The following is a 24,629-nucleotide window of genomic DNA, read 5'->3' as shown; positions in this document are numbered from 1 at the left end:
TTGCCAAAAGCAATTTACGAGACATGGCAAAGTTAACCAAGAAACAAAAGGAAGCGATGTCGAAGTACGATGCTTCTAAGGCATACTCGCTCGAACAGGCAGCGAGTATTCTGAAGGAGATTTCGTACACGAAGTTCGACGCTTCTGTGGATATTGACGTTCGGTTGGGCGTTGATCCGCGTAAAGCCGACCAGATGGTTCGTGGCGTTGCTACGCTCCCACATGGTACGGGCAAAACGGTTCGTGTGCTGGTGCTTTGCACCCCCGACAAAGAACAGGAAGCAAAAGATGCCGGAGCTGACTATGTTGGCCTCGACGACTACATTCAGAAGATTGAGCAAGGCTGGACGGACGTAGATGTGATTATCACAATGCCGAACGTCATGGCAAAGGTGGGCCGTTTGGGCCGGGTATTAGGTCCTCGTGGTCTCATGCCGAACCCAAAGTCAGGTACCGTAACGCTGGAAGTAGGGAAAGCCGTTCAGGAGGTGAAAGCTGGTAAAATCGACTTCAAAGTTGATAAGCAGGGTGCTATTCACACGAGCATCGGTAAGGTATCGTTTGCCCCCGAGAAGTTGGCCGAAAACGCACAGGAGATTATCTCTACGCTGTTGCGTCTGAAGCCGTCATCAGCGAAAGGTACATACGTGAAGTCGATCAATATATCGAGCACGATGAGCCCAGGCGTAACCATTGACAAAGGCACTGTAGCAGGAATCTAATCATGACACGGGAAGAAAAAGGAGCGATTATAGAAGAGTTAGCTCAGAAGTTTCAGAGCATTCCTTTCTTCTACATCACGGAGGCCAGTGGCATGAGCGTTGCTGAAGTCAATGATCTTCGTCGGAAATGCTTCGAGCGGGGTATCGAGTACAAAGTGGTAAAAAACACTTTTATCAAAAAAGCACTCGAAACGCTTGAAACGGATTATACGCCGTTTAACGATACGGTATTAGCTGGTCAGTCAGGTGTGATGTTTCACGCCCAAAACCAGAAGGCACCGGCACAACTCATTAAGGAGTTCCGTAAAACGAACGACAAGCTGAAGTTGAAAGGCGCTTCGATCGACTATAGCTTATTCATCGGTGCAGATCAGCTGGATACGTTGATTTCGCTGAAGAGCAAAGAAGAGCTGGTCGGCGATATTATTGGTCTCTTGCAATCACCTGCGAAGAATGTGGTATCTGCCCTTCAAAGCGGTGGTGGCAAACTGGCCGGCATCCTCAAAACGCTGTCAGAGCGCGAAGAGGCTTAATTTATCTATTACGGGCGGGTGCCTGTAATTTCCCAAACAATCGTATCACAATCAAATTACAATACTGAAATGGCAGATTTGAAAGCGTTCGCTGAGCAGCTCGTAAACCTGACGGTAAAAGAAGTTAACGAACTCGCTGCTATCCTGAAGGACGAGTATGGTATCGAACCAGCAGCTGCTGCTCCCGTAATGGTAGCTGGCGGTGCAGGTGGTGGCGAAGCTGCTGCGGCTGCGCCCGAGAAAACGTCTTTCGACGTAATCCTGAAGAGCCCAGGTGCTGGTAAACTGGCTGTTGTGAAGCTGGTTAAAGACTTGACCGGTCTGGGCCTGAAAGAAGCGAAAGAACTCGTTGACGGTGCTCCGAAACCAGTTAAAGAAGGTGTAGCAAAGGATGAAGCTGAGGCTCTCCGGAAGCAATTGGAAGAAGCTGGTGCTGAAGTAGAAGTAAAGTAAGCAACTGCTTTTTCAATACAACTCCAAATAGGGGAGGCCTGACTATCCGTCAGGTCTTTTCCTGTTTGGAGACTTTTGTCTATATATAGAGGATATTGTTTAAACTAATTTTTTGGTCTAAACGTTACCTCACTATTGCCCCCTCGAGCGGGTGACGCTTAGGGCATTTAGGGCCGTTTTTTTTCCTTCTTAAAACAGGGGCAGAGCGCAATCGGCCACACAAATGTAATGGCTCTAACATTGGCTACAAACGCAAACAACACCAGCATGCGCAAAAACTTTGCGACGATTCAGCCAGTAATCGGATATCCTGACTTCCTCGATATCCAAATTAAATCATTCAAAGATTTTTTCCAACTTGATACACCGTCAGACCACCGGTCGCAGGAAGGTCTGTTTAAGGTGTTTCAGGAAAATTTCCCGATTTCGGATTCACGCGAAAACTTCGTGCTGGACTTTATCGACTATTCGGTTGATCCTCCGAAGTATTCCGTTGATGAGTGTATCGATCGGGGTCTGACGTACTCAGTACCGCTGAAAGCAAAGTTGCGGTTGTCGAATAACGATCCAGACAACGAAGATTTCGAGACAATCGAGCAGGAGGTATTCCTTGGGAATATCCCGTACATGACCGAAAAGGGCTCGTTCGTCATTAACGGAGCGGAACGAGTTATTGTTTCACAACTCCATCGTTCGCCTGGTGTGTTCTTCTCAATGAGCAAGCACACGAACGGGACTAAGCTGTACTCGGCCCGGATCATCCCGTTCAAAGGATCATGGATTGAGTTCTCAACGGACGTGAATAACGTAATGTACGCGTACATCGACCGGAAGAAGAAATTTCCGGTAACAACGCTGTTGCGTGCAATTGGTTTTGGATCTGATAAAGACATTCTTGATCTCTTTGGCTTGTCTGAAGAAATCCCGGCTACTCCTGCCAACCTGAAGAAGGCGATCGGGCGTCGTTTGGCTGCTCGGGTACTGCGTACCTGGACGGAAGACTTTGTTGATGAAGATACAGGTGAAGTAGTTTCAATCAGCCGGAATGAGGTGCTTCTGGAGCGTGACTCGGTTATCTCGGTTGATGACATTGACGTGATTACGGACTCAGGCCAGAAATCGGTCATCCTGCACAAGGAAGACATGAACGTGGCTGACTACAATATTATTTACAACACACTGCAGAAGGATAGCTCAAACTCGGAGAAAGAAGCCGTTGAGCAAATCTACCGGCAGTTGCGTAATGCCGATGCTCCGGATGAGCAAACAGCTCGGGAAATTATCCAGAGCCTGTTCTTCTCGGATAAGCGGTATGACCTTGGTGATGTTGGCCGGTACCGGATCAACAAGAAGCTGGGTCTTGAGGTAGCTTCTGATACAAAGGTGTTGACTACGGAAGACATCGTATCTATTGTGAAGTACCTCATCGGGCTTATCAACTCGAAAGCTGTAGTCGATGATATTGACCACCTCAGCAACCGCCGGGTGCGGACCGTTGGGGAGCAGCTGTACGCTCAGTTTGGTGTTGGTCTGGCCCGTATGGCCCGGACTATTAAGGAGCGGATGAACGTACGGGATAACGAAGACTTTAAGCCGGTTGATCTGATCAACGCCCGGACCTTATCGTCGGTTATCAACTCATTCTTCGGTACCAACCAGCTATCGCAGTTTATGGACCAAACCAACCCATTGGCCGAGGTGACGCACAAGCGTCGTATGTCGGCATTGGGGCCTGGTGGTCTGTCGCGTGAGCGAGCTGGCTTCGAAGTGCGTGACGTTCACTACACGCACTATGGTCGTTTGTGTACGATTGAAACACCAGAAGGTCCAAACATTGGTCTGATTTCGTCTTTGTGTGTATACGCGAAGATTAACAGCATGGGCTTTATCGAAACTCCATACCGGGTTATTGAAAACGGTAAGGTGTCGATGGAGAAACCAGTAATGTACCTGACGGCTGAAGAAGAAGATACGCACTACATTGCTCAGGCAAACGCGGGTATCGACAACAGTGGCAACTTCCAGGTTGATCGGTTGAAGGCTCGTTTTGAAGGTGACTTCCCAATGGCCGAGCCAACGAGCGTAACCTTCATGGATATTGCGCCCAACCAGATTGTATCGGTGGCTGCGTCGATGATTCCGTTCTTGGAGCACGACGATGCTAACCGGGCCTTGATGGGCTCTAACATGCAACGTCAGGCGGTTCCGCTGCTCCGGCCCGAGGCCCCAATCGTGGGTACTGGTCTTGAAGGGCGTGTCGCTGTCGACTCGCGGGCTCTTTACATTGCGGAAGCTAACGGTGTAGTTGAGTTTGTGGATTCGACCAAGATCATGGTTCGTTACGAACTGGATGCCGATTCGCGTCTGGTGACGTTCGAAGATGAGGTGAAAACTTACAGCCTGATTAAGTTCCGCCGGACGAACCAGGATACCTGCATCAACCTGAAGCCGACTGTACTGAAAGGACAGAAAGTAACAAAGGGTGATGTGCTTTGCGAAGGGTATGCAACCCAACAAGGTGAACTGGCGCTTGGCCGGAACATGAAAGTTGCGTTCATGCCTTGGCAGGGATACAACTTTGAGGATGCTATCGTGATTTCGGAGCGTGTAGTACGCGAAGATATCTTCACGTCTATCCACATCGAAGAGTTTGAACTGGAAGTTCGCGATACGAAGCGGGGTGAAGAAGAACTGACTTCTGAAATTCCAAACGTGAGCGAAGAAACCGTTCGTAACCTTGATGAGAACGGTATTGTGCGGGTAGGTACTGAGGTAAAAGAAGGCGATATCCTGATTGGTAAGATTACACCAAAAGGAGAAAGCGATCCGACACCGGAAGAAAAACTGCTCCGTGCGATCTTTGGTGATAAAGCGGGCGACGTAAAAGATGCCTCGAAGAAAGCACCACCGTCGTTGAAAGGGGTTGTAATTGATACAAAACTATTCTCGCGTCCGTCGAAGGAAGACCGCGGTAAGCATAAGGAAGAGATTAAGGTTCTGATGAAGAAGTTTAGTCGTGACCTGACTGTGCTGCGTAGTCGGATGATTGACAAACTGGTTGATCTGCTTGATGGCAAAACTAGTGCGGGTGTGAAGCATAAGTTTGGCGACGAAATCGTCAGCAAAGGGGTTAAGTTCAATCGGAAGAATATCACCGATAACCTGTTCCCTGATAAGAACCCGTATCGTGATGAGAGTGGCTACTCGGTTCCCGAGGAAGTTAACCTCTTGAGCGATCTGGTGCTTGAAGGCTGGACAGACGATCACCACACGAACCAATTGGCAGTGCAGGTAGTGAAAAACTACAACACGCGCCGAAACGAGGTAACGGGTCGCTTCAAGCGCGAGCGGTTTACCCTCGAAGTAGGTGACGAACTGCCGGCTGGTATCGTGAAACTGGCGAAGGTGTACATTGCCAAGAAGCGTAAGCTGAAAGTAGGGGATAAGATGGCCGGTCGTCACGGTAACAAAGGGGTTGTTGCCCGGATCGTTCGTGACGAAGATATGCCGTTCCTCGAAGACGGAACCCCCGTGGATATCGTACTGAACCCATTGGGTGTACCTTCCCGGATGAACCTCGGTCAGATTTACGAAACCGTATTAGGCTGGGCGGGTCAGAAACTGGGCCGCAAGTATGCAACGCCGATTTTCGACGGTGCTACCGAGCAGCAGGTTGTTGACGAGCTTGATGCTGCAGGTTTGCCATCATTTGGCCGTACCTATCTGTACAATGGTTTGACCGGCGATCGCTTTGACCAGAAAGTAACGGTAGGGATCATCTACATGCTTAAGCTCGGTCACTTGGTCGATGATAAGATGCACGCCCGCTCGATTGGACCCTACTCGCTCATTACGCAGCAACCGCTGGGTGGTAAGGCACAGTTTGGTGGTCAGCGTTTCGGGGAGATGGAAGTGTGGGCGTTGGAGGCCTTCGGGGCATCGAACATCCTACAGGAAATCCTGACGGTGAAGTCGGACGACGTGGTTGGCCGTGCAAAGGCGTACGAAGCTATTGTGAAGGGTGAAAACCTGCCGAAGCCAAATATCCCTGAGTCGTTCAACGTACTTGTACACGAGTTACGTGGTCTGGCACTTGAAATTACACTTGAGTAAAGTTTTCAGTTTACTGTTCTCGGTTTTCAGTTGGTTGACACAAACTTGTAACTGTGTCAGCCAACTGAAAACTGTAGACTGAAAACAGTAAACTCCACTAATTAAATCTCCAACTTCATGTCGTTCAAAAAGAACAAGAAACTCAACAGCGACTTCTCCAGCGTGACGATCAGCCTGGCGTCGCCTGAGTCGATTCTGGAGAGTTCATACGGCGAGGTGACGCAGCCTGAAACGATCAACTACCGGACGTACAAGCCGGAAATGGGTGGTCTTTTCTGCGAGCGCATCTTTGGCCCGGTGAAAGATTGGGAGTGCCACTGCGGCAAGTACAAGCGGATTCGCTACAAAGGCATTATCTGCGACCGTTGTGGTGTTGAGGTAACGGAGAAAAAAGTTCGCCGGGAGCGCATGGGCCACATCGAACTGGTGGTGCCTGTAGCGCATATCTGGTATTTCCGGAGCCTTCCAAACAAAATCGGTTATCTGCTCGGACTTTCTACCAAGAAACTCGATCAGATCATTTATTACGAGCGGTACATCGTTATTCAGCCGGGTGTGAAAGCCGAAGATGGTATTAACCAACTCGACTTCCTGACTGAAGACGAATACCTCGATATTATCGACAAGCTACCGAGCACCAATCAGCACCTCGACGACAAAGACCCGAACAAATTCATCGCTAAGATGGGGGCCGAAGCGTTGGAGATGCTGTTGTCACGGCTCGAGCTTGACTCACTGTCATACCAGCTTCGCCACGCAGCCGCTACCGATACGTCGCAGCAGCGCAAGGCCGAGGCTCTGAAGCGGTTGAAAGTAGTAGAAGCGTTCCGGGAGGCTAACGGCCGGATTGAGAACCGCCCTGAGTGGATGGTGATCAAGATGGTGCCCGTAATCCCACCCGAACTGCGCCCGCTCGTCCCTCTGGATGGTGGCCGTTTCGCTACGTCTGATTTGAATGACCTGTATCGTCGGGTTATCATTCGGAACAACCGTTTGAAGCGTCTGATCGAGATCAAAGCACCTGAGGTAATTCTTCGGAACGAAAAGCGGATGTTGCAGGAGGCCGTCGACTCATTGTTCGACAACTCACGTAAGGTCAACGCTGTTCGCTCAGAAGGTAACCGCGCGCTGAAGTCGCTGTCTGACATGCTGAAAGGTAAGCAGGGGCGTTTCCGGCAAAACCTGCTCGGTAAGCGTGTTGACTACTCAGGCCGTTCGGTAATTGTGGTAGGTCCTGAGCTGAAAATGCACGAGTGCGGTCTGCCAAAAGACATGGCCGCCGAGTTGTTCAAGCCGTTTATCATCCGCAAGTTGATCGAGCGGGGCATCGTGAAAACGGTGAAATCGGCCAAGAAAATCGTTGATCGCAAAGATCCGGTTATCTGGGACATTCTGGAAAACGTACTGAAAGGTCACCCTGTATTGCTCAACCGGGCTCCAACGCTGCACCGTTTGGGTATTCAGGCATTCCAGCCTAAACTGATCGAGGGTAAAGCTATTCAGCTGCACCCACTCGTGACAACGGCCTTCAACGCCGACTTTGACGGTGACCAGATGGCCGTTCACGTGCCGCTGGGCCAGGAGGCAATCCTGGAAGCGTCATTGTTGATGCTGGCTTCACACAACATTCTCAACCCAGCCAACGGCGCGCCGATCACGGTACCGTCGCAGGACATGGTGTTGGGTCTGTACTACGTGACCAAAGGCCGTAAAACAACCCCCGAGTATCCGATTGTTGGTGAAGGTATGACCTTCTACGGTGCCGAAGAGGTAATCATCGCCATCAACGAAGGAAAAGTATCGAAGCATGCCAACATTAAGTGCCGGGTTGAGGTACGGAATGAGCAGGGCGAGCTCGAAACAAAGATCGTTGAGACGGTAGCCGGCCGGTTGCTGTTCAATCAGTTTGTACCAAAAGAGGTAGGCTTCATCAACGAACTGTTGACGAAGAAAAAACTCCAGCAAATCATTGCGCTGATCTTCAAAATCTCGGGCGTTGCCAAAACGGCAGCTTTCCTCGACGATATTAAGGAACTCGGTTTCCAGATGGCCTTCCGGGGTGGTCTGTCAATCGGTTTGAGCGACGTGATGATTCCTGAAGCGAAGCAGGGACTCATTGAAGAGGCTAAGCAGAGCGTACAGGGTGTTTGGGATAACTACCTGATGGGTCTGATCACGGAGAACGAGCGTTACAACCAGGTGATTGATATCTGGACGCGGGTAAACTCGCGGGTAACCGAAACACTTATGAAGCAGCTGGAAGCTGATCAGGGTGGTTTCAACTCGATCTACATGATGATGCACTCAGGTGCCCGTGGTTCACGCGAGCAGATTCGTCAGCTGGGTGGTATGCGGGGTCTGATGGCGAAGCCTCAGAAAAACCTGCAAGGCTCAGTCGGTGAAATCATTGAAAACCCGATTCTGTCGAACTTCAAAGAGGGTCTCGACGTATTGGAGTACTTCATCTCGACGCACGGTGCCCGGAAAGGTCTGGCCGATACGGCTTTGAAAACAGCCGATGCCGGTTACCTGACTCGCCGTCTGCACGACGTAGCTCAGGACGTAATCATTAGCGAAAACGACTGTGGTACGTTGCGGGGCCTGCAAGTGTCGGCGTTGAAAGATAACGAAGATATTGTAGAGCCGCTGTCAGAGCGTATTCTGGGCCGGACTACGGTACACGATGTATACGATCCGCTCAAGAAAGATGCCGATGGCAATCCGTTGTTGCTGGTAGCTTCGGGTGATCTGATTACGGAAGAAATTGCCGCAGCCATCGACGAGACGAGCATCGAAACGGTTGAAATCCGTTCGGTACTGACTTGCGAATCGAAGAAGGGCGTTTGTAGTAAGTGCTACGGCCGCAACCTCGCTACGGGCCGCATGGTCGACATTGGTGAAGCTGTAGGGGTTATTGCCTCGCAGTCGATCGGTGAGCCGGGTACACAGCTGACGCTGCGTACCTTCCACGTGGGTGGTACGGCTTCAAACATCGCCGTTGATGCCTCAATTCGGGCTAAATTCGACGGTCTGATCGAGTTTGAAGAAATGCGTACGGTAGAGTCGGAAGACAGCGAAGGGAACCCACAGACGGTCGTGATGGGCCGTTCGGGTGAAGTTCGGATTGTTAACCCCGACGACCGCAATCAGGTCTACATCAGCAACAACGTTCCGTACGGTGCGTTCCTGCGGGTGAAGGATGGTGATATGGTGAAAAAAGGCGACGAACTGAGCGCCTGGGATCCTTACAACGCCGTTATCCTTTCTGAACTGACCGGTACCGTTTCGTTCGACGCAATCGAGGAGGGTATCACCTACCGCGAAGAATTTGACGAGCAGACTGGCTTCCAGGAGATGGTAATCATCGAAAGCCGTGACAAGACCAAGAACCCGGCTATCGTGGTCAGTGGTGTAAGCACGTTGCTGGAAGACATCACCGAGAAAGGGTACAACTTGCCGGTTGGCGCGCGTCTGGTTGTAAAAACCGGACAAACGATCAAAGCCGGTCAGCCGCTGGCCAAGATTCCGCGTAACGTGGGTAAAACCCGCGATATTACGGGTGGTCTGCCACGGGTAACTGAACTCTTCGAAGCTCGTAACCCGTCGAACCCGGCGGTCGTTTCGGAAATCGACGGTGTTGTAACCTACGGAACCATCAAGCGTGGTAACCGGGAAATCTTCATCGAATCGAAAGACGGTACGAAGAAGAAATACCTCGTTCCGCTGTCGAAGTTTATCCTTGTACAGGATAATGACTTCGTACGGGCTGGTGCTCCGCTGTCGGATGGTGCCATTACGCCGAGCGATATTCTGGCGATTAAAGGACCAACGGCCGTTCAGGAGTACCTGGTGAACGAAATCCAGGAGGTTTACCGCTTGCAAGGTGTGAAGATCAACGATAAGCACATCGAAGCCATTGTTCGGCAGATGATGCAGAAAGTGGAGATCATCGACTCAGGCGATACCAACTTCCTCGAAGGTCAGGTGGTTGACAAGTGGTCGTTCCGTGAAGAGAACGATAAGGTAATGGACGCTAAAGTGGTGATGGATGCCGGTGGCTCCGAAACCCTGAAGCCGGGTCAGATTATCTCGTCACGTCGTTTGCGTGATGAGAACTCAAGCCTGAAGCGCCGTGACCTGCCCATCGTGGTGGTTCGGGATGCCATGCCTGCCGTTTCACAACCGACGCTGATGGGTATCACCCAGGCATCGTTGGGTACGGAAAGCTTTATCTCGGCCGCTTCGTTCCAGGAGACAACCAAGGTATTGAGCGAAGCTTCGATCCGTGGTAAGAACGATACGCTCGAAGGGCTGAAGGAAAACGTTATCGTGGGTCACCTGATCCCAGCCGGTACCGGTGTCCGTCGTTACCAGGGCGTGATTGTCGGCTCGAAGGAAGAGTACGAAACCATTACCGAATCGCGCGAGCAGTTTTCCCGCAGCAAAAAGCGGATTACGGCTTAAGTCGAATAGGTAAGTTTATACAGAAACGCCCCGGTCAGCAATGATCGGGGCGTTTCTGATTTATGACAAGAGCTAACGGGTGTCGGGTCTGAAATGCGTGATTACTGTCCAGTCAGATGTAGGCTAATTTTAGCCCGGATATTTGAGGAAGATAAAAGCCGTCTGGAGCCTGCGTTTTATGCCCGAACCGTGTCGAGGGCTCACTAAAACCGCTGTATTTTCCCCTACCTTTGTCCTTATTGCAGCATCGCGCAGATGTTGCTCTGGCTTACCCACTTCGCGATGAAAACAAACTACCTGTCCATTTTTTGTCTGACAACTTTATTTGGCATGGCCAACGCACAAACGCCAACCCCTTTAGCGGCACCCAAAGCCGCCGTGAAGCCCAAACAACTAACGATTCACGGCGATACGCGGGTCGATAATTACTACTATCTCAACGAACGGGAAAACCCCGAAGTGATCGACTACCTCAAAGCCGAAAATGCTTACCTCGAGCAGAACCTGGCACCCGTGAAAGAATTGCGGGGACGCCTGTTTGAGGAAATGAAAGGTCGGATCAAGCAACAGGATCAGTCGGTGCCTTATAAAGAAGGTGACTACTATTACCAGACCAACTTTGTGGAAGGGGGGGAGTACCCAATTTACGTACGCAAGAAAGGCGCTCTGTCGGCCCCCGAAGAGGTTATGTTCGACTGCAATCAGCTGGCCAAAGGGCACGCGTACTACAATCTGGGCGGCTATGAGGTATCGGACAACGACGAACTCGCTATTTTCTGTGAGGATACCGTGAGCCGCCGGTTGTACACCCTACGGATTAAGAACCTGAAAACAGGGCAGATTTACCCCGAAGCTATTCCGAATGTAGAGGCCGGTGACTTTGCCTGGGCCGCCGACAATAAAACGCTGTTCTATATCAAAAAGGATGTGCAAACGCTGCTCGGCTATCAGGTGTATCGGCACGTACTGGGCACAGACCCCAAGCAGGATGTACTGGTGTATGAAGAAAAAGACAACCAGTTCTACATGGGCCTGTACCGGATGAAGTCGAAGAAGTATATCGCCGTGGTGAGCGATCATAACGGCGTTACGACTGAGTACCGCCTGTTGGAAGCCGCTAAGCCGACAGAGAGCTTTACGGTGTTTTACCCCCGTGAGCGCGGGCATGAGTACGATATTCAGCACTTCGGCAACAAGTTTTATGTTCGCACGAACTACAAAGCCCAAAACTATCGGTTAATGGAGGTGCCCGAAGGGCAGCAAGCAAACCGGGCAGCCTGGAAAGAGGTGATTCCGCACCGGGCCGATGTGTTTTTGCAAAATATGGATGTGTTCGCTAATCACCTCGTGCTGGGCGAACGCAAAGAGGGCCTGACCAGACTACGGGTAATCAACCAGAAAAACAAAAGTGACCACTACCTGGAATTTGGGGAGCCAGCCTATGTTGCTGGTATGTCGTATAACCCTGAATTCGATACCAATGTGCTTCGGTACAGCTATGCATCTCTGACGACGCCCGGTTCTACCTTCGATTACAATATGGATACGAAGGAGAAAACCCTGCTGAAGCAGCAGGAGGTGTTAGGTGGCTTTAATAAAGACAACTACGTGTCGGAGCGAGTGTATGCTACGGCGCGTGATGGTGTAAAAGTGCCTATTTCGCTTGTGTACCGAAAGGGTACCAAAAAAGACGGTTCTGCGCCGTTGTTGCAATACGCCTATGGCTCGTACGGCAGCAATACCGAACCCGGCTTCGGTTCAGCCCGCTTGAGTCTGCTTGATCGGGGTTTTATCTACGCTATTGCCCACATTCGGGGTGGTCAGGAGATGGGGCGCCACTGGTACGAAGATGGCAAGATGTTGAAGAAGAAAAATACCTTCAACGACTTTGTCGATTGCTCAAAGTTCCTGATTGAACAGAAATACACGAATCCTACCAAGCTGTTTGCGCTGGGTGGCTCGGCCGGGGGGCTTCTGATGGGTGCGGTGGTCAACCAGGCCCCCGAACTGTACCGGGGCGTAGTAGCGGCTGTGCCGTTTGTCGATGTGGTCACCACCATGCTCGATGAAACCATTCCGCTCACGACCGGTGAGTGGGAAGAGTGGGGCAACCCGAAAACCAAGAAGTATTACGACTACATGAAGTCGTACTCGCCCTACGATAACGTCGAGAAAAAGGCGTATCCGAATATGCTGGTGACTACCGGTCTGCACGATTCGCAGGTACAATACTGGGAGCCTGCCAAGTGGGTGGCTAAGCTGCGTACCATGAAAACGGACCAGAATCAGCTCCTGCTGCATACCAATATGGAAGCCGGGCACGGTGGAGCATCAGGCCGGTTTGAGGCATTAAAAGAGGTTGCGCTGGAATACGCGTTTATGCTGAATCTGTTGGGTATTCAACAGTAGCCATTAAAGCATAAGATAGCTCAGTTGGGCGGGTAATTGGAGTCGAAAGATGACCAGTTACCCGCTTTTTCATTCTCTCTTTTGCCTGAACAGTTTCTATACTAACTGTTTAAGGCGGTTTAAAGTCGAGTAGAATAGTCCATAATCTGGAGGAATCGGTAGATAAGATTAGTGCCGCTTGCCAACAAGCATAGCCGTGTTTTTTTACCAAGCTGTTACCTTTGAGCCGGTTGCACAAAGCGTATGGCAAAACAGCAAGTCGTTCGGGTCAGTATTGTTAAAGAAAAAGCCTCACTGAGTAAGGCCCAGAAAGAGTTTAATGAGCTAACCCGGCAAATTGAGAAAACGGAGAGAGACTTAGTCAATCTGCGCGAAGCTGCCGACCGGATTCAGCAACGGGTTGAGGGCGAGTTACGCCCGCTGCTGAAAAAGCTAACCGACGTACAGGTTAAATTGGTTAAGCTGTACGATCGGGCTGCTATGCAACAGGATTTGTCGCGTGGGGATCAACGAAAACTGGCCCAGCTGATTACTGAAATCACCTATGACCTGATTGGCCAACACGGCATCGACGCCCTCAAACCTATTCATGATAAGTATAGTGACGTGACGTTTGACGAACGGGTACGTCATCAGCACCAGTCGGATGCTTTACGTGAGCATAAGCGTGCCGACGAAGAAGCCCATTCCGACGGTGTGCCTATTGAGGAAGAGGACAGTTGGGAGAAAGCCGAGGCAGAAGCCGAAGAATGGCGTCGGAAGCAAGCCGATGAAGAACGGGCCGCCCGCCCAAAATCGGAGAAGCAACGGGTACGCGAGGCCAAGCGAGCTGAGGAAGCCCGCAACATTACCCGGTCGGTACGGGCACTGTACATGGATCTGGTAAAAACATTTCACCCAGACCGGGAGCCCGACGAGGTCGAGAAAATCCGTAAAACCGAGATCATGCAGCGGGTTACGCAGGCCTACGACGCCAACGATTTACTCGGTTTGCTCCGGTTGCAGATGGAGTTTAACCGGATTGATCAGGAACATCTGGAAACCCTGGCTGATGAGCAATTGGGGTATTACAATAAAATTCTGAAGGGGCAGGTGGCCGAGCTGGATGCTAAACTTTTTGCTTTACAGTCGCAGCTAGGGCGAATGCTTGGTTCGGCGTTTGGCTTTATTCATTCGCCGGTCAGTCTCGACTTTAACTTCAACACCTACCTCAATCAGGTAAAAAAGATGCTCAAAGCATCCAAATCTGAATTGGAGGTATTATCTGATACTGACATGCTGAAGCTGTGGTTGAAGGGATACCGGTAGCGGCTATTTTGAATAGCTACCGAAGCAGTAACAGTATCGAAGTTTGATCCATAGTCTACAACGTGAGCAGGTATTTTCAAAAGCTATTACTTTATCTAATCTGGTTCATACCGGTTGTTGGGTACGCCCAACAGTTTGAGGTATCATATCCGGTGTCCCGGCTGGTGGTGCAGCGAGGAGCCGATAATCAAGGGCAATTGTACGTATCGGGCCGCCTTGATTTTACCGCCGACCGGATTGAAGGGCAGCTGACGCCCGTTGCGGCCGGGCAGGGGAATGGCACCGCCTGGCAGGTTATTCAGACCAACCCGCAAAACGGTGTTTTTTATGGGCAACTGACCGGCACGGGCGGTTGGTACGTGCTTAACCTGCGCGCCATTCGTAACAACATAGTCATTAACGAAACGTCCGTGCGGCCGGTTGGAATCGGTGAGGTGTTTATTACAGCAGGCCAGTCGAACTCGCGTGGGCTGGGTAATGGGGATAATGACCTGGGCACGGCTACCGACCGGGTCAGTACTATCGACACCATCAATCACTATTACCCGGCCAATCAACCGCTGTTCTCATCGGGCGATCCAATGCCGTTTCCCCGGTATAAAGCACTTACTGCAGCCCGGCGTATGTTTCCCATGGGCGAAAGCTCCTGGGGGTGGGGCGAGTTGGGCGATTATATCGTGAGCCGCTACAATGTACCGGTTGTTTTCTACAATGCGGGTTGGGACTCCTCGACGATTGAGAACTGGATCAACACCGCCAATGGTATACCGGCCTGTAACCGGTATTGGTGTTCGGGCTATTGGCTCAACCTACAACCCTACACCAATCTGAAAAATATTCTGCATTACTACGGTTCAACGGGGGGCGCGCGTGCCGTGTTGTGGCATCAGGGCGAAGCCGAATACGGCGATAACAGCAGCGGCAGTATTCCGCAGTATGCGACGCGGTTGCGTGAGTTGATTGCGAAATCACGGGCCGACTTCAACGGGCGGCCACTGCCCTGGGTCATTGCGCGGGCTTCGTTCGATGGGCAGGTGACTCGCCCCGAAGTGGTTGCCAAACAGCAGGAGGTGATTGATACCCCCAATTTGCTGGCGTTTCAGGGACCGTTAAACGATACGATCATCAACCGGCGGGCTGGTGTGAGCGATGTGCACTTCGGTAACGAGTTGCGCCCCCCGACGCATCCGCAATACTTCAATAATCCCAATTCAATTCCGGCTTCGATGGGTTTATCGCGGTTTGCCCGAAACTGGAACAACAGCCTGAACAACGCTTTTTTTCAAACTGCCACGCCCGTACTGCCGCAGCAGTTTGCGGTAACCGGCTCCGTTGCAGGCATCATTGCCCCTGCCGATAGTGTTAGCCTGGCGGTTTACACCATTGGGACGTTTGGGGGGGATAATGGCTGGCAGGTTCAACTACTCGATTCCAGCGGACGGTCCATCGAAGCACTACCCGGAGTTGGAACTAACCCCGTCCGAACGAAGCTACCGTCTGATCTCACGACGGGTTGGTTTCGGTTGCGGTTGGTAGCAACAAACCCAGTGCTGCCCGCTGTTCCAACTAATAAGTTTCAACTGGGTACACCACCTCCACCACCTCCGGCTCCACGTACTGATTTGAGCCTTGCCATGGTAACGAGTAGCCGGGTAGTACGTGTTGGCGAAACTCTGACAGTGCAATTAATCCTCCAGAACAGCGGGCCCGATTCGGCCACCAATGTACAGGTGCAAAACCGGCTACCGGCAAATTTGTCGGTGGTAACAACGGGCGGCCTAACCAACACCGGCACCGCCCTAGTGGGCAGTGTGGCCCAACTGGGGGCCGGGGCATCGACAACCCTGAGTTTTGGGGTGCGGGTGCTGGCCGAAGGAACCTACCGCAACGCGGCCGAGATTACACAAAGCAGCCCGACTGACAGCGACAGTCAGCCGGGTACGGGTACCAGCACCGGTCAGGACGACGAAGCAAGTGTAGAGTGGCGCACACCCGGCGCAGGAGGGGCTGTTTTTGAGTCGGCAAATCCTAATCAGATTCAGCTACCGGCTGTGCAACCTAATGAGCCTACGCCTGACCCTGACCGCGCTGATTTGAGTCTGCAACTGGTGACCAACACCCGCGCCCCGGCCCTCAACGAGCTGGTGTCGTATAGCCTCGTTGTATCGAATCGGGGTGGGGCCTCCGCTACTGCCGTTAGTGTAGCGGCTGTGCTTCCTGCGGGCCTCAGCTACGTGAGTGGGTTGTCGGCCACGGGGCAAACCGTGACCGGAACCATCAGTAGCCTTAATGTTGGGAGTAGTACCACACTTGTGTTTGTGGCCCGCCTGACTGCGACCGGTGAACAGCTAACCAAAGCACAGATTACAGCCGCTACCCCCGCTGATTCGGATTCAACGCCGGGGAATGGGACCGAAAATGGCGAAGACGATACTGCCTGGCTGAGTGTCCGGGGTCGATAATTAGAGAATAGCCTCCCGCACCCGCACAAGCCGTTCCAGTAAGCCCTCCAGCTGGTCGAGAGGGAGCATGTTGGCGCCGTCCGATTTAGCACAGGAAGGGTCGGGGTGCGTTTCGATAAAAAGGCCGTCGGCCCCAACAGCAATAGCGGCTTTGGCGATGGTTGCAATCAAGGCCGGTTTGCCGCCCGTAACCCCCGATGATTGGTTCGGCTGCTGTAACGAGTGGGTGCAATCCATCACAACCGGCACGCCAAACGACTGCATGGCCGGAATATTCCGGTAGTCGACCACCAGATCGCCGTAACCAAACGAGTTACCCCGGTCGGTCAGAATAACGGTAGCCTCTGGGTTGATGGCGTGGACTTTTTCGGCGGCAAAATGCATGCTCTCGCCCGACAGAAACTGGCCTTTCTTGATGTTCACGGCCTTACCCGTACGGGCGGCAGCTTCAAGAAGCTCGGTTTGACGGCACAAAAAAGCCGGAATCTGTAATACATCAACAGCCTCGGCAGCCATAGCGGCCTCGTCGGACTCGTGGATGTCGGTCACGGTCGGGATGTTGAAGGTAGTGCCTACCTCGTTCAGGATTGACAGAGCCAATTCATCGCCGATGCCCGTAAACGAGTTGGCTTTTGTCCGGTTTGCTTTACGGTACGACCCTTTAAAAATGTACGGAATACGCAGCTTGTCGGTGATGGTAACAATGCGCTCGGCAATTTGCAGGGCCATGTCGCGGCCTTCAATGGCGCAGGGGCCAGCCATCAAAAAAAAGTTGGGAGAATCGGTATGGCGGAGCTTCGAAAGTTGGATCATACGTGTCTGTAGCCTATTGAGGCATACAAAGGTGCAACGGATTTTAGGAACTCAGTAGTTCGGTATCGAAGCCCTCATATAACCACCCGATTAGCGACTTTTAACTCCTAATAGTGCGGTTTGGTAGGAAAGCAGCTTTAGTAGACGGTGTAGGATTAAACTCTATAGTTAATATATAATCTTTTGATAATCAAAGTTTTGTGTATTGTTACGGCATAGGTAATAACGCCCAGGCTACAAAAAAATTGTTTGACAATGATAGGGGAAATGGTTTTCTTTGTGCCGTTTTTCAACCCCAATTGACTACTAAAATGTCAGAAATTGCACAAAAAGTTAAGAACATTATTGTTGAGAAATTAGGTGTCGAAGAGTCTGAGGTTACGCCTGAGGCAAGCTTCACCAACGACCTGGGGGCCGACTCGCTTGACACTGTTGAATTGATCATGGAATTTGAGAAAGAATTCAACATTTCTATCCCTGACGATCAGGCCGAAAACATCGGTACCGTTGGTCAGGCGATCACCTATCTCGAAGAAAACGCTGGCAAGTAAGCCTGCACAGGGCCTTCTACCTGTTTGAGTCTTTAGGTTTTCTCTCTGAAAGCTTAACTACTCAAACACGTAGCGCCTGTTTTCTTCTTATTATTCCATCTGCAGTTTTCCTGTATGACCTTCCGACGAGTAGTAGTTACGGGCCTTGGTGCCCTCACCCCCATCGGTAACGATGTACCCACGTTTTGGGATGGCTTGGCCGCTGGTGCCAGTGGTGCCGGCCCAATCACCAAATTCGATGCGAGCAAGTTCAAGACCCAGTTTGCCTGCGAACTGAAAGGGCTCGACGTTACTCAGTACATCCCTCGTCAGGATGCGCGCAAAATGGACCCCTTCACCCACTATGCACTGATTGTGGCCGAACAGGCAGTGCAGGACTCGAAGCTGGACCTGGAAAAAATTGACAAAAACAAGGTCGGCGTTATCTGGGGGTCGGGTATTGGAGGTCTGAAGTCGTTTGAAGACGAGGTGATCGACTACGCCAAAGGCGACGGTACTCCTCGGATCAATCCGTTCTTTATTGTTCGCATGATTGCCGACAGTGCACCGGGTCAAATCTCGATGCGCTATGGTTTCCGCGGACCCAATTACGTGACGGTATCGGCCTGTGCGTCGAGCCTGAACGCCATGATCGATGCGTTCAACTACATCCGTCTGGGCCGCATGAATATCTGCGTGACCGGGGGCTCTGAAGCCGCCGTCACCAAAGCCGGTATTGGTGGTTTCAACGCGAACCGGGCCCTCTCGGAGCGTAATGATGACCCCATGACGGCCTCTCGTCCGTACGACAAGGACCGCGATGGGTTTGTATTGGGCGAAGGCGCTGGTGCTCTGATTCTGGAAGAGTACGAGCATGCTAAAGCACGGGGTGCCAAAATCTACGCCGAACTGATCGGCGGGGGCATGTCGTCTGATGCGTTTCACATTACGGCCCCGCACCCCGATGGGTTGGGTGCCCGCCTGGGAATGCACGATGCGCTCGATGACGCTGGTATCAAGCCCGAAGAAATTGACTACATCAACACACACGGCACCTCGACGCCCGTAGGCGACCCGCAGGAGCTGAAGGCCATTCACCAACTCTTTGGTGACCATGCCTTTGCCATCAACATTAGTTCGACTAAGTCGCAGATTGGCCACCTTCTGGGAGCGGCCGGGGCTGTGGAGTCCATCGCCTGTCTGTTTGCTTTGGAACGCCAGATTGTGCCTCCAACGATTAACCACTTTACCGACGATCCTGAGATTGACCCACGGTTCAACCTGACCTACAATCAGGCCCAGCCCCGCAAGCTGACCACGGTCATGAGTAATGGATTCGGTTTTGGCGGGCATAACGCATCGGTTATTTTCCGTAAACTTTCCGACTAAGTGCAACTCGCTTTGCCTCGTAGCTACTTTGCCACGTTTCTGAACCTTTTCCGCTCGCAGGATGCCGATAAGCGGAAAAAGTTAAAGAATGCTGTCGCCCATATTATTGGAGAGAATCCGTCGAACCTGCGCCTGTACCAGCTGGCACTGCGGCACTCGTCGGCCTCCCGGGAGACGGTCATTGTAGGCTTTCGCGAGTCGAACGAACGACTTGAATACCTTGGCGATGCCGTACTGGGTATGGTCATTGCTGAGTTTTTGTTCAAAAAATACCCGTACAAAGACGAAGGCTTTCTGACCGAAATCCGGTCGCGGATTGTGAATCGGGAGATGCTTAACGGAATTTCCCGCAAAATCGGCCTCGACCGGCTTATCGAATACGACGGAGCCCGTACCAAAAGCCTGCCCGCCCGTACCTCCATGTACGGCGATGCGCTTGAAGCTTTGGTGGGTGCCATTTACCTCGATAAGGGGTTCCGGTTCACCCGTCGGTTTATTTTGAAGAACCTATTGTCGCACTACGATATCGACTCGCTGGTGCAGAACAATGCTAACTTCAAGAGCCGCCTGATTGAGTGGGCGCAACGCGAAGGTAAAGAAGTACGGTTCGATATTATTGCCGAGAAGGGCAACAGCCATTACCGGGAGTTTATCGCACAGATCGTGATTAACGAAGAACCATTTGCCACGGGCAGTGGCTACTCCAAAAAGAAAGCCGAGCAGTCGGCCGCCGAAAAAGCGCTTGAGCTTCTCGACGCTAAGTAGCCTTCACTCTGTTTATAGGATATAGTAAATGCCATGTGCCTGAGCACATGGCATTTTTTTGTGGAATACGGCCGGTGTACTGTCAAAATGGCCTAATACATACGTTAAAGGCCTATTTATAGTGTCAATTTGGCTGTGTAATGGGATTGGTACAAAACTTGAAAAACAGGTGGTAGATAACAAATACGACAACCGTTAATCAAAACCGTACCATGAACGCTTTAACCCGCTCTAACCAATTTCCTTCGTTGATCGAAACGTTTCGGATGAATAGCCCCTTTGGCCGCGAGATCAATGATCTTTTCAATCAGAGTACACAGGTGCCAGCAAGTGTGCCTGCTGTAAATGTAGCCGAGCATACCGATGGCTTTCGGATTGAGGTGGCCGCACCCGGCCTCAAAAAAGAGGATTTTAAACTAAGCCTGAATCATACGAACCTGACGATTTCGGCGTATCAGGAGAATAAGACAGAAGCGAAGCCGAACGAGAAATACACACGTCGGGAGTTCAGCTACTCGTCGTTCCAACGGACGTTTATGTTGCCCAATTCGGTCGATGTCGATCAGATTCGCGCTACTTACACCGATGGAATTCTGACCATCGAGATTCCGAAGCGGGAAGAGGCCAAACCCAAGCCGCCCCGGCAAATTGAAATTGGCGGTTAATCTGAACCGAAAAGTAACTCTACCCGGTCGCAGGGGGCCAAGCCACGCGGTTTTGCCCCCTGCGACCGGGTACGCATACAGCGGGTGGAGTGGGTGAGAACGTGACAAGGGTCGGGTGGCCGATGGTAAATTTGGCTCAACAATCGCTTGTTAATAATTGTTAAGTACCCACTTGTTCACGAATTTTTTGACCCCAGGATTCCGTTATTTTGCTGAGTAGCTCGTGACTCACAGACATGGGCAAGCTATGAAGACAACCTGTCGGATCACCGACAATGCATTACCCTCAAAAACTAATGAAAAGCAACTGGAAAGTATTGACGCTGATTGCCATCTTATCGAGTGCAATCACCCTGGCGGCCTACAGCTTCCTTGGCTTCAACAAGCGGGATGTTGTGTTCAATGAGTCGTCGACCCCGACCATTACGGGTCGGTTAGCCGCCCTCACGGGCAACGGTACGAGCGCACCGGGCGATTTTGCCTATGCCGCCGAATCGGCCACGCCAACGGTGGTACACATCCGTACGACGGTTACGCGCACGGTTCGTCAGCAGCAGGTTCCGGATATCTTCCGCGAATTCTTCGGTGATGAATTTGGTGGCGCACAGCCCCGGCAGCCCCGCCGTCAGCAAGGACAGGCCTCGGGTTCGGGCGTAATCATCTCGAAAGACGGCTACATTGTGACCAATAACCACGTGGTGCAGGATGCCGATCAGGTAGAAGTAGTGATGACCGACAAGCGCAGCTTCAAGGCCAAAGTAATTGGTACCGACCCCCTCACCGACCTCGCCGTGATTAAGGTAGAAGCCGGTGGTAGCCTGCCCGCCATTACGCTGGGCGATTCGGACAACCTGAAATTGGGTGAATGGGTGTTGGCCGTTGGTTATCCGCTCGACCTGGAGTCGACAGTAACGGCTGGTATTGTGAGTGCTAAAGGCCGTGGTATCGGTATTCTGAACCAGAACGTAGATCGTAACGACCGCAACGCCGATACGCCCATTGAGTCGTTTATTCAGACCGACGCTGCCATTAACCCCGGTAACTCGGGTGGGGCACTCGTCAACCTGCGTGGTGAACTGGTAGGTATCAACTCGGCCATTGCATCGGCAACGGGTTATTACAGTGGCTATGGCTTTGCCGTACCGGTATCGCTGGTGAAAAAAGTAACGGCCGACCTGCTGAAGTACGGCAACGTACAGCGTGGCTATCTCGGTATTCTGCCGATTGAGCTGGATAGCAAACGTGCTACCGAACTGAACGCCAAAGTGGGTCGGGGTATTTATATCGAGAGCGTTGTCGACAACGGAGCCGCTAAAACTGCTGGCTTGCAGAAAGGCGACGTAATCGTGAAAATGGAAGGCCAACCGATTGATTCGGATGCGCAGATGCGCGAAATCATCGGTCGTCGTCGTCCGGGTGATGTGATCAACGTCACGGTAAACCGGGGTGGTACCGAGCGCGACTTCAAAGTAGAGCTCCGTAACCGGAATGGCGGCCGCGATGTGGTCAAAAAAGCCGAAGCCACAACGGCATCGCTTGGTACGTTGGGAGCCGAGTTCGAAGACATCAGCGCCCGCGAGCTGCAACAGGCTGGCCTTAGCGGTGGGGTGCGTGTGAAGAAAATTGTGGATGGTAAACTGGCAGAAACCGATATTGAAGAAGGTTTCATCATTGTGAAGGCGAACGGTAAGAACGTAAAAACCGTGAAAGACCTGCAAACGATCATGGCGAACGTGAAAGAAGGCGAAGGTCTGATGCTGATCGGGATGTATCCGGGAAGCTCACGGATGTATTACTACGCTGTACCAGTTTAACGGCTGAAAATAAGTAACTTGACGTACAGAGGTCTGCCCCAATTACAGGGGCAGACCTTTTTGTTTACCTAAATTTTGTGAATAGTATTTCAGTAGTTTGGTCATTTTGTGGAACTTTGCCCCGTAAATCACCAATCTACATTCCCTCATGATCACTGATTCGCCCGTTGCGGATGCACCTAACAATCAGTCTGTCAATAATGGACCGGTTCATTCGGCCATTACGTACGAAAAAATTCCCACCCACATTTATGCCGACGCCAAGGCCGCATCGCGGGCAGTAGCCCACGAAATCGCGGATCTGATCCGGCAAAAGCAAGGGGAAGGAAAACCTTGCATTCTGGGGTTAGCCACCGGATCGTCGCCCAAGACGGTCTACGCCGAATTGGTTCGGATGCACCGCGAAGAGGGACTCAGCTTCCGCAATGTCGTTTCGTTCAACCTGGATGAGTACTACCCCATGGAGCCCGATTCGCTGCAAAGCTATTGGCGATTCATGCGGGAGCAGCTGTTCGACCACGTTGATATTCCGGCCGAAAACTACCACGTACCCGACGGAACCATCCGCTACGACAAAGTAGCTGAGTTTGTGAAGCGGTATGAGGAAATGATTGCTGAAGCGGGTGGGCTCGATTTTCAGTTGCTCGGTATTGGGGGTAATGGCCACATCGGTTTCAACGAACCGGGTTCGCTCATTAACTCGCATACCCGCCTGATGATGCTCGACCACTCAACGCGGGCGGCTGCTTCGGGTGATTTTGGTGGTTTGCCCCGTACACCCCGCAAAGCCATTACAATGGGGGTTGCCAGTATTCTGGCTGCTAAGCGCGTAGTGCTGCTGGCCTGGGGTGAGCGCAAAGCGCCGGTGATTCGTGGTGCGGTTGAAGGTACCGTGACCGAAACCAACCCGGCTTCGTATCTGCAAACGCATCCCAATGTGCTGTTTGTGATCGATGAAGCGGCTTCCTCTGAATTGACCCGGATGAAATCACCCTGGTTGGTCGATACAGTGGTATGGGACAACAAGATGATTAAGAAGGCGGTTACGCACCTGTCGCTGACATTGGGCAAGCCGATTCTGAAACTCACCGACCGCGATTACAACGATAACGGGATGAGCGACCTGCTGGCTCAGTACGGACAGGCATACGACATCAATATCGATGTGTTCAATCAGTTGCAGCATACCATCACCGGCTGGCCCGGCGGTAAGCCCAACGCCGATGATACTAACCGCCCCGAGCGGGCCTTACCCGCTCAGAAGCGTTGTATCATCTTCAGCCCGCACCCCGACGACGACATTATTTCGATGGGTGGTACGTTCCAGCGTCTGCACGATCAGGGGCATGAGGTACACGTGGGTTACCAAACGTCGGGTAATATTGCCGTTGCCGATGATGAGGCCCTGCGTTTTGCCGACTACGTGGTCGACTTCAACTCGAAATTTGGGATCAATAGCCCCGAAGCTACACGTATTTTCCAAGACGCGGCTACGTCGCTGCGTTTGAAGAAAGACAGCGAAATGGATACGCCGGAAGTGCGGCACGTGAAAGGCCTGATTCGGATGGGTGAAGCCAAAGCGACTTGTCGGTTTGTGGGTATCCCCGTCGAAAATGCGCACTTCCTGAATATGCCGTTCTACGAAACCGGTAAGGTAGAGAAGAAGCCGCTTGGCGAAGATGACGTGAAAGTGGTGATGGATTTGATCGAGAAAATCAAGCCGCACCAAATCTATGCCGCCGGCGACCTCGCCGATCCGCATGGTACGCACAAGGTCTGCCTCGACGCTATTATGGAGGCCGTGCGTCGGTTGAAGCACAAAAACTTCATGAAGGATTGCTGGGTATGGTTGTACCGGGGTGCCTGGGCCGAGTGGGATGTGAGCGAAATCGAAATGGCCGTGCCAATGTCGCCCGATCAGGTGATGAAGAAGCGCCTGGGTATTTTCAAGCATCAGTCGCAGAAAGACGGTGTGGTGTATCAGGGTACCGACTCGCGTGAGTTCTGGCAACGTGCCGAAGAACGCAACCGGGGTACGGCAGCCATTTACAACCGCTTAGGTCTGGCCGAGTACGAGGCTATGGAAGCGTTTGTACGCTGGAAGTTTTAATCGAAGCATTCAGGAGCGAGGAGATAGGAGTGAGTAGGGCCGACGCGTACGCCTTCCTTGCTTCTGTTTCCTCGCTCTT

General features: G+C 51.9%; 15 protein-coding genes. 14 read left to right on the top strand and 1 reads right to left on the bottom strand.

The features are described 5' to 3' along the window. The first annotated feature begins 23 nt into the window (after positions 1-23). The 8 genes from rplA to F5984_RS05285 all read left to right on the top strand — a co-directional run bounded on the left by rplA (position 24) and on the right by F5984_RS05285 (position 16,464). The gene (gene rplA / locus F5984_RS05320) at positions 24-722 is read left to right on the top strand and encodes a 50S ribosomal protein L1 (RefSeq protein WP_027303147.1); all 699 of its coding nucleotides are present in this window, start codon (positions 24-26) and stop codon (positions 720-722) included. Positions 723-724: 2 nt separating this feature from the next. Then, entirely contained in the window at positions 725-1,255 is a 531-nt protein-coding gene (gene rplJ, locus F5984_RS05315; RefSeq protein WP_019989579.1) for a 50S ribosomal protein L10, read from the top strand. A gap of 69 nt (positions 1,256-1,324) precedes the next feature. Beyond that, the gene (gene rplL, locus F5984_RS05310) at positions 1,325-1,708 is read left to right on the top strand and encodes a 50S ribosomal protein L7/L12 (protein WP_152123258.1); all 384 of its coding nucleotides are present in this window, start codon (positions 1,325-1,327) and stop codon (positions 1,706-1,708) included. A 267-nt stretch (positions 1,709-1,975) separates the two neighbouring features. Then, positions 1,976-5,821: a DNA-directed RNA polymerase subunit beta gene (gene rpoB / locus F5984_RS05305; RefSeq protein ID WP_246168841.1), complete on the top strand. Its 3,846-nt coding sequence runs from the start codon at positions 1,976-1,978 to the stop codon at positions 5,819-5,821. A gap of 117 nt (positions 5,822-5,938) precedes the next feature. Then, entirely contained in the window at positions 5,939-10,285 is a 4,347-nt protein-coding gene (rpoC, locus tag F5984_RS05300; protein ID WP_152123257.1) for a DNA-directed RNA polymerase subunit beta', read from the top strand. Positions 10,286-10,567: 282 nt separating this feature from the next. Further along, on the top strand, positions 10,568-12,694 hold the full coding sequence (locus F5984_RS05295) for a S9 family peptidase (protein ID WP_152123256.1): 2,127 nt from the start codon (positions 10,568-10,570) through the stop codon (positions 12,692-12,694). A 243-nt stretch (positions 12,695-12,937) separates the two neighbouring features. Continuing rightward, positions 12,938-14,002: a hypothetical protein gene (locus F5984_RS05290; protein WP_152123255.1), complete on the top strand. Its 1,065-nt coding sequence runs from the start codon at positions 12,938-12,940 to the stop codon at positions 14,000-14,002. 62 nt (positions 14,003-14,064) lie between these two features. After that, positions 14,065-16,464, top strand: a complete 2,400-nt coding sequence (locus F5984_RS05285) for a sialate O-acetylesterase (protein WP_152123254.1) — start codon at positions 14,065-14,067, stop codon at positions 16,462-16,464. Here F5984_RS05285 and kdsA read toward each other — a convergent pair whose 3' ends face one another. Beyond that, positions 16,465-17,277, bottom strand: a complete 813-nt coding sequence (gene kdsA / locus F5984_RS05280; RefSeq protein ID WP_152123253.1) for a 3-deoxy-8-phosphooctulonate synthase — start codon at positions 17,275-17,277, stop codon at positions 16,465-16,467. Positions 17,278-17,588: 311 nt separating this feature from the next. On the opposite strand from kdsA, the gene F5984_RS05275 reads away from it, so the two are divergent. The 6 genes from F5984_RS05275 to nagB all read left to right on the top strand — a co-directional run bounded on the left by F5984_RS05275 (position 17,589) and on the right by nagB (position 24,550). Next, on the top strand, positions 17,589-17,828 hold the full coding sequence (locus F5984_RS05275; protein ID WP_009284998.1) for an acyl carrier protein: 240 nt from the start codon (positions 17,589-17,591) through the stop codon (positions 17,826-17,828). Between the two features lie 114 nt (positions 17,829-17,942). Continuing rightward, a complete protein-coding gene (gene fabF / locus F5984_RS05270) occupies positions 17,943-19,196 on the top strand; it encodes a beta-ketoacyl-ACP synthase II (protein WP_019989590.1) in 1,254 nt (417 codons plus the stop codon). Further along, positions 19,197-19,961, top strand: a complete 765-nt coding sequence (rnc, locus tag F5984_RS05265; RefSeq protein ID WP_019989591.1) for a ribonuclease III — start codon at positions 19,197-19,199, stop codon at positions 19,959-19,961. It begins immediately after the preceding gene. Positions 19,962-20,173: 212 nt separating this feature from the next. Next, positions 20,174-20,626, top strand: coding sequence for an Hsp20/alpha crystallin family protein (locus F5984_RS05260; protein WP_152123252.1), 453 nt, complete (start codon positions 20,174-20,176; stop codon positions 20,624-20,626). Between the two features lie 296 nt (positions 20,627-20,922). Continuing rightward, entirely contained in the window at positions 20,923-22,440 is a 1,518-nt protein-coding gene (locus tag F5984_RS05255) for a Do family serine endopeptidase (RefSeq protein ID WP_152123251.1), read from the top strand. Between the two features lie 148 nt (positions 22,441-22,588). Further along, the gene (nagB, locus tag F5984_RS05250; RefSeq protein WP_152123250.1) at positions 22,589-24,550 is read left to right on the top strand and encodes a glucosamine-6-phosphate deaminase; all 1,962 of its coding nucleotides are present in this window, start codon (positions 22,589-22,591) and stop codon (positions 24,548-24,550) included. Positions 24,551-24,629: the final 79 nt, after the last annotated feature.

The sequence above is a fragment of the Rudanella paleaurantiibacter genome (assembly GCF_009184635.1).
Lineage (GTDB): Bacteria > Bacteroidota > Bacteroidia > Cytophagales > Spirosomataceae > Rudanella > Rudanella paleaurantiibacter.
The sequence above is the reverse complement of the archived record's forward strand: the minus strand, read 5'-3'. Positions and strand labels throughout refer to the sequence as shown.